Genomic DNA, 6,947 nt, shown 5'->3' with positions numbered 1-6,947 from the left:
CCGGCCTGCTCCCGCATCGGCAGGCGCTCCGTGATGTCCTTGTGCGCCTTTGCCCGGGACTTGCCGAAGTCGCGGATGATCTGCTGCTGGACAACCGACGAGCCCTCCCGCAGCCACGGCGTGCGAGCGCGGGCGTCGGTCAGCATCTTGTCGAGCTGGGCCGGGCCGCAGGTTTGCTTGTCGGTGTCCTTGGGACGGTTCTGGTTCCAGGCGTGGACCTGCTTCGACTTGGCCACGCATTCGTTCCACACCCAGCGGCATCGGTCCCACTCCGCCGCCAGGGCGGTGCGGGCGGTGGACGACACGCGCAGCCGGTAGGTGTAGCGGGCCTGCCCGCCCTCGGCAGCCGCCGTCGCCTGCGCCATCTCGCCCCCTCACGGTCCCGGCCGGGACACGGTGCCGTCCCGGACCCTGCGAAGGACCATATGTGCGACGCCAGCACAAATGCACCCCGATGCCACGGTCACCACCCCGACCAGCGATCACAGGCACGCGTGTTCGTATCACTCTCGGCAAGGCTGGCAGCGGTACGGGCGCTCCGCGCCCTGAACCGGATGCGGCGGCGCTCCGCGTCGCGACACCCGGATGCGATTCCTCCCCCGGCGTGAACGCCGGGGCCTCCTCGCAAGAAACAGGTGACCTCGTACGCAGCAAGGTTGCTTACCGATCCGCTGCGATGGGGAGCGGCCAGCCGCAACGAACCCGCAGCCGCCGCCAAACCGCCTACCGCACCGACCCCTCAGGCGCCGACGCTCACCCGAATCGCCCCGTCCCCCAAAGCCGAAACCCGCACCTGCGCAAGATCCCGCACCACCACATCAGGCCGATGAAAACCGGCCCGCTCCCCGACCCCCACAACCCGCATCCCCGCGGAGCGCCCCGCCGCGATCCCCGCCCCCGAGTCCTCGAACACCACACACTCGGAAGGCGCGACCCCCAACTCGGCCGCCCCCTTCAGGAACCCCTCAGGATCCGGCTTGCTCGCCCCGACGGACTCGGCGGTGACCCGGACGTCGGGCAGCGGTAGCCCGGCGGCAGCCATCCGCGCGGTCGACAACGGCACGTCGGCGGAAGTCACCAGCGCATGCGGCAACCCCAACCCCCGCAGTGAGGCGAGGAGTTCCGCGGCTCCGGGAATCGCGACAACGCCCTCCATGTCGGCCGTCTCCTCGGCCAGCATGCGCTCGTTGTCCGCGAGGTTCTTCTCCATGGGCCGGTGAGGCAGCAGCTGGGCCATCGACGCATGCCCCTGCCGCCCGTGAACGACCTTCATGATCTCGGCCCCGTCCAGCCCGTTCCGCTCGGCCCACCGATGCCAGACACGCTCGACTACGGCGTCGGAGTTGACGAGGGTGCCGTCCATGTCCAGCAGCAGGGCACGGGCGGTCAGCACGGTCGTGGCCGTCATCGGCATGCTCCAAAGCGTGGGAGAGAGGGCCGAGGGCGCAAGCCGGCCCCAGGGACAAGGTGGCCCCGCCCGCCGGTCAGGGAAAGCGGGCGGGAGCCACTTTGTTCCACCACGGTACAAAACCAAGGGGCAATCCCGCCAGCACCCAGAGGACCCGGTTTCACGGAACTTCGCGTAACAAAGGGCCGACCAAAAGCCCAACAAAGGCACGCACGGGTCCAAAGCTCCGCCGATCCCGGCGCCGTACCCCTTGTTATGTCATGGTCACGACATTAAATTCTCACCCGGCGCACATCTCCCCGAAACGCGGCACCGCAAGTATTCGCACGCACCGTCAACTTCCCACCCCCCTAAGGGAGTTCGCATGCCGAAGGTCTACGCGCGTCGACGGCTCAGCATACTCGCCGCCGCCAGCGGATTGATAGCCCTGGTCGGGCTGTTCAACGGTCCGACCGCCTCCGCCGCCCTGCCCACCCCCGTGAGCGCCGCCACCGCCCGCACTTACCTCTCCCAGCTCACCGTGGCGACCGAGGACCGCACCGGCTACGACCGCGACCTCTTCCCGCACTGGATCACCCAGTCCGGCGCCTGCAACACCCGCGAGGTCGTCCTGAAGCGCGACGGCACGAACGTCGTACAGAACTCCTCCTGCGCCGCGACCAGCGGCAGCTGGTACTCCGTCTACGACGGCGCCACCTGGACCGCCGCCTCCGACGTCGACATCGACCACTTCGTCCCGCTCGCCGAGGCCTGGGACTCCGGCGCCGACAGCTGGACCACCGCACGGCGCCAGTCCTTCGCCAACGACCTGACCCGCCCGCAGCTCATCGCGGTCACGGACAACGTGAACCAGGCGAAGGGCGACAAGGACCCGGCGGAGTGGATGCCGTCGATCAGCTCGTACGCCTGCACGTACGTACGCGCCTGGGTCCAGGTGAAGTACTACTACGACCTCTCCGTCGACTCCGCCGAGAAGAGCAAGCTGACCTCGGTGCTGAACGGCTGCTGACCCGTCCGCAGTCCGAGAAGTCCGAGAACCTCCACCGGAACCTCGCCACTGACCTCCGTCGTTCCGTACCGTACGGGGCGACGGAGGAGGGTGATCACGTGGCGAGGCTGCGGCTGGGACCACTGCTGAGGTACGTCGACGGCTCGTCCGCGACCGTCTGGGTCGAGGCGAGCCGTCCGTGCGCCGCCGAGGTGCGCTGCGCGGACGGCGCCGGCGGCGAGACGCGCACCTTTCAGGTTGCGGGCCACCACTACGCCCTGATCCCGGTGACCGGACTCGCGCCGGGCACGTCGACCGCGTACGAGGTGTTGCTCGACGGTACGACCGTCTGGCCGCTACCCGGCTCGCCGTTCCCGCCCTCGCTCATCCACACCCCGGCCTACGAGCACGCGCCCGTGCGGGTGGCCTTCGGCTCCTGCCGCTGGGCGGCTCCGCCCGCCGACGAGAAGGACCCGGTGGGCCCGGACGCGCTGGACACGCTGGCCGCACGCCTCGCATCGGATCCGGACGCCGAACGGCCCGACGTACTGGTGCTGTTGGGCGACCAGGTGTACGCGGACGAGACCTCCAAGGCCACCCGCCGCTGGCTGGCGGCCCGCCGCGATCTCAAGGACCCGCCGGGCAACGAGGTCGCGGACTACGAGGAGTACACGCGCCTCTACTACGAATCGTGGCTCGACCCCGAGGTCCGCTGGCTGCTGTCCACGGTGCCCAGTTGCATGATCTTCGACGACCACGACGTGATCGACGACTGGAACACCAGCGCCTCCTGGCTCGCCGACATGCGGGCCACACCCTGGTGGCGCGAGCGCCTGCTGAGCGGCCTGATGTCGTACTGGGTCCACCAGCACCTCGGCAACCTCCCACCCGAGCGCCTCGCCACCGACCCCCTCTACGCAGCCGTACGCGCCACCCCGGACGGCACGGACGTCCTGCGCACCTTCGCCTCCGAGGCCGACGCGAACCCCGGCTCGGTCCGCTGGAGCTACCGCCGCGACTTCGGCCGCGTACGCCTGCTGATGATCGATACGCGGGCGGCGCGCGTCCTCGACGAGGGCAATCGGGCGATGCTCGCGCCCAGCGAGCACGCGTGGCTGCGGGAGCAGGTGCTGGAGGGGCGGGGTGCCCCGGCACCCGTGCCGAGCGGAGCGAACGGGACGGCCACACCCCCCGCGGATTCCCCGGCCCCCTACGACCACCTCCTCATCGGTACGTCCCTCCCCTGGCTGCTCCCCCACCTCGTGCACGACGCCGAGGCGTGGAACGCCGCGTTGTGCCGGGGGGAGCGTGGGGAGCGGTGGGCGCGGTTCGGGGAGGATCTGCGGCGGCGGGCCGATCTGGAGCACTGGTCGGCGTTTCCGGCGTCGTTCGACGCGCTGGCCTCGCTCATCGCCGAAGTCGGGTCGGGGCCCGAGGCGCCGGCGACGGTGTGCGTGCTGTCCGGGGACGTGCACCACGCGTACATCGCCGAACCCTCGTGGCCCAAGGGCGCCTCCGGGCCCGACGCGCGGGTGCTGCAACTGACCTGCTCGCCCGTCCACAACTCCATCCCGATGTCCATCAAACTCGGCTTCCACTTCGGCTGGAGCAGGGTGGGCCGAGCTCTCGGCCGCCGCTTCGCCGGACACGGCGGCGTCCCGCGCCCGCCGGTCGACTGGCGCAGAACGGGCGGCCCCTGGTTCGGCAACCAGCTGATGACGCTGACCCTGCGCGGGCGATCGGCCCGACTGCGGCTCGACCAGGCGCGGCAGGAGAAGGGCGGCGGTGCCCGGCTGCGGACGGTCGTCGAGTCCGAGCTCACCCGATAACTCATCCTCGGCGTACGTTGCCCGGCTATCGCGCCTGTTGCCCCTGATGCTCGTGAGGCATCCCACACGGGGTGCCGAGGATCCACTCAAGTGCTCGGCTCCCGTGCCCTGCGACGGCATGATGATGCGGACCGTCCGCTTCCAGCGGGCGGTTTGCCGCTCAGCGTCCCAGATGCCCGGGAGTCACACCTTTGTCTGCAGCGACCGCGGAACCACCGGCGAGCGCCGAGTCCGCCGAGGTCTCCGTCGCCTTGGTCGGCGCAGGCCCGCGCGGCACCAGCGTCCTGGAACGCCTCTGCGCCTCCGCACCCGAACTCCTCGCGTCCGGGACGCGTCTGACGGTCCACGTCGTCGACCCCTCGCCGCCCGGTCCGGGCCGCGTATGGCGGACCGACCAGCCGGCCGAGCTGCTGATGAACACCGTGTCCTGTCAGGTGACCCTCTTCACCGACGACAGCGTGGACTGCTCGGGCCCGATCCGTCCGGGCCCGAGCCTGCATGCCTGGGCCCGCGGCGAGCTGGGCCCGGACGAGTACCCGACCCGCGCCCAGTACGGCCACTATCTGGAGTGGGCCTTCGCCGAAGTCGTGCGCGGGGCGCCGCCCTCGGTCCGCGTCGAGACGCACCGGGCCCGCGCGATACGGCTCGACGGCGCGCCCGACGGCCACCAGATGCTCGCACTCGACAACGGCCGCACCCTGCGCGACCTGACCGCCGTGGTCCTCGCCCAGGGCCACCTGCCGACGGTCGCGGACCAGACGCAGCAGCGCCTCGCCGAGTACGCCGACCGCCACGGCCTGCGCCACGTTCCGCCCGCCAACCCGGCCGACCTCGACCTCTCCCCGCTCGCCCCCGGCGAACCCGTCCTGCTGCGCGGCCTGGGCCTCAACTTCTTCGATCACATGGCCCTGTTGACGACGGCCCGCGGCGGCCGTTTCCTCCGGGCGCCGCAAGGCGGCCTGCGTTACGTCCCGTCGGGCCGCGAGCCGCGTCTGTACGCGGGTTCCCGGCGCGGCATCCCGTACCAGGCCCGCGGCGACAACACGAAGGGCCCGTACGGCCGTCACCTCCCTCTCGTCCTCACCCCGGACGTCATCTCCGCCTTCCGTAAGCGCACGGACAACGGTGACGCGCCCGACTTCCTCGCGGAGATATGGCCGTTGGTCGCGAAGGAGGTCGAAACGGTCTACTACGAGGCGCTGTTGGCGCGGGGCGAGACGGCCGCACGGGGCGACACTGCGGCGCCAGGCGACGCGGCGACCGCACGGGACTTCCGTGAGCGTTTTCTCGCCATTCCCCACCGCGACCCCCAAGAGGCCCTGCTTCTCGACGAGTTCGGCATCACGGAGGCCGAATGCTGGTCCTGGGACCGCATTTCGCGCCCGCATACGGGACAGGTCTTCAACTGCCCGGAAAGCTTCCGGAGTTGGCTGCTGGAGTATCTGCGTGAGGACGCCGAGCAGGCGGCGCTCGGCAATGTGCACGGCCCCCTCAAGGCGGCCCTCGACGTGCTGCGCGACCTGCGCAACGAGGTGCGGCTGATCGTCGACCACGGCGGGCTTGCAGGTGCCTCGCGACGGGAGCACCTGGACCGCTGGTACACGCCGCTCAACGCGTTCCTGTCGATCGGGCCGCCCCGGCGCCGTATCGAGGAGATGATCGCGCTGATCGAGGCGGGCGTCCTGGAGGTGCTCGGCCCGCGCCTGGAGGTGCGGGCCGAGGACGGGGCGTGGGTGGCGCACTCCCCCGACGTGCCCGGCTCGACGGTCCGGGCGACCACCCTCGTCGAGGCGCGGCTGCCGGAACCGGAACTGCGGCGGACCGCCGACGACCTGCTCGCCCGGCTGCTCAAGACCGGTCAGTGCCGACCGCACACGGTGGACGGTTACGAAACCGGAGGGCTGGACGTAACACCGCGCCCGTACCGCCTGATGGACCGCCAAGGACGCGCGCACCCCCGGCGGTTCGCGCTCGGCGTGCCCACGGAGGGTGTGCACTGGGTGACCGCCGCGGGGGTCAGGCCGGGCGTGGACTCAGTCACACTCTCCGACACGGACGCGGTGGCGCGGGCGGTGCTGCGGACGGTCTCAACTGCGTCGACGCCGGAAGACGCGGCTGAAATCCGGTCGAAGGTTGAACTTGCAACGATCGATTAGGCTAGCCTACCGTCGATCACTCGCTCGGTTTACGTCCCCAACAGCGGTCCCCCGGGGCCGCACCAGACCGAAGGAGTTCCCCCACCATGACCGGACGCTTAAACAGCGCCCAGCCGTACGCCATCGGCCTGTTCCGCATCGTCATCGGTCTGCTCTTCGCCTGCCACGGCGTCATGTCACTCTTCGGCGAGTTCGGCGGCGCCGACGGCAAGGGCGGCACCGCCGAGATGGGAGCCTGGCCGAACTGGTACGCGGCCGTCATCGAGCTCGTAGGCGGCAGCCTGGTCCTGCTCGGCCTCGGCACCCGGTTCGCGGCGTTCATCGCCTCGGGCGCCATGGCCTACGCGTACTTCAAGGTCCACCAGCCCCAGGCGCTCTGGCCGATCGAGAACCAGGGTGAAGGCGCGGCCATGTACTGCTGGTCGATGTTCCTGCTGGTCTTCACCGGCTCGGGCGCGCTCGGCCTCGACCGGCTCTTCTCGCGGCGCACCTCCTCGTCCACGACGAGCAGCCGCAGTTCGGAGCCCGTCGCGGCCTGACGCCCGCGGCTGCTGACTGTAAGAGAG

General features: G+C 70.6%; 5 protein-coding genes and 1 pseudogene. 4 read left to right on the top strand and 2 right to left on the bottom strand.

From position 1 onward, the window contains the following. A pseudogene (locus tag IEZ21_RS22250) lies at positions 1-365 on the bottom strand (RNA-guided endonuclease TnpB family protein); the annotation flags it as partial. A gap of 374 nt (positions 366-739) precedes the next feature. Next, the gene (locus tag IEZ21_RS22245; RefSeq protein WP_189323669.1) at positions 740-1,414 is read right to left on the bottom strand and encodes an HAD family hydrolase; all 675 of its coding nucleotides are present in this window, start codon (positions 1,412-1,414) and stop codon (positions 740-742) included. Positions 1,415-1,772: 358 nt separating this feature from the next. On the opposite strand from IEZ21_RS22245, the gene IEZ21_RS22240 reads away from it, so the two are divergent. The 4 genes from IEZ21_RS22240 (at position 1,773) to IEZ21_RS22225 (ending at position 6,920) form a co-directional block, all read left to right on the top strand. After that, positions 1,773-2,417: an HNH endonuclease family protein gene (locus IEZ21_RS22240; protein ID WP_189323668.1), complete on the top strand. Its 645-nt coding sequence runs from the start codon at positions 1,773-1,775 to the stop codon at positions 2,415-2,417. A gap of 98 nt (positions 2,418-2,515) precedes the next feature. After that, positions 2,516-4,225, top strand: a complete 1,710-nt coding sequence (locus tag IEZ21_RS22235; protein ID WP_189323667.1) for an alkaline phosphatase D family protein — start codon at positions 2,516-2,518, stop codon at positions 4,223-4,225. Between the two features lie 191 nt (positions 4,226-4,416). Beyond that, positions 4,417-6,381, top strand: coding sequence for an FAD/NAD(P)-binding protein (locus IEZ21_RS22230; protein WP_189323666.1), 1,965 nt, complete (start codon positions 4,417-4,419; stop codon positions 6,379-6,381). 86 nt (positions 6,382-6,467) lie between these two features. Then, entirely contained in the window at positions 6,468-6,920 is a 453-nt protein-coding gene (locus IEZ21_RS22225; protein WP_033320644.1) for a DoxX family protein, read from the top strand. Positions 6,921-6,947 lie beyond the last annotated feature (27 nt).

This window comes from Streptomyces flaveus (assembly GCF_014647675.1).
Taxonomy (GTDB): Bacteria; Actinomycetota; Actinomycetes; order Streptomycetales; family Streptomycetaceae; genus Streptomyces; species Streptomyces flaveus.
This window is presented reverse-complemented; position numbering and strand designations above follow the sequence as displayed.

Bases quoted from the DNA above. Each gene is read 5' to 3' on its own strand.
- IEZ21_RS22240 (WP_189323668.1), top strand. From the start codon at position 1,773: ATGCCGAAGGTCTACGCGCGTCGACGGCTCAGCATACTCGCCGCCGCC.
- IEZ21_RS22225 (WP_033320644.1), top strand. From the start codon at position 6,468: ATGACCGGACGCTTAAACAGCGCCCAGCCGTACGCCATCGGCCTGTTC.
- IEZ21_RS22245 (WP_189323669.1), bottom strand. From the start codon at position 1,414: ATGCCGATGACGGCCACGACCGTGCTGACCGCCCGTGCCCTGCTGCTG.